The sequence below is a fragment of the Chryseobacterium sp. SIMBA_028 genome (assembly GCF_046535285.1).
Taxonomy (GTDB): Bacteria; Bacteroidota; Bacteroidia; order Flavobacteriales; family Weeksellaceae; genus Chryseobacterium.
The window spans coordinates 1-252 of sequence record NZ_JAWRWZ010000584.1; the positions used below are offsets into that span (position 1 = coordinate 1).

1 rRNA gene is annotated in these 252 nt (G+C 54.4%); it reads right to left on the minus strand.

Annotation, left to right across the window (positions count from 1 at the left end):
* Nucleotides 1-252: ribosomal RNA gene (locus SCA31_RS24585) — 23S ribosomal RNA — on the minus strand; the annotation flags it as partial.

Here is a 252-nt window from a genome sequence, read left to right on the forward strand (position 1 = left end):
TCCCACCGATGCCTCCACCGAAGCTGGCGCTCCGGTTTCCAAGGCTCCTACCTATCCTGTACAAGCTGTACCAACATTCAATATCAGGCTGCAGTAAAGCTCCACGGGGTCTTTCCGTCCTGTCGCGGGTAACCTGCATCTTCACAGGTACTATAATTTCACCGAGTCTCTCGTTGAGACAGTGCCCAGATCGTTGCGCCTTTCGTGCGGGTCGGAACTTACCCGACAAGGAATTTCGCTACCTTAGGACCG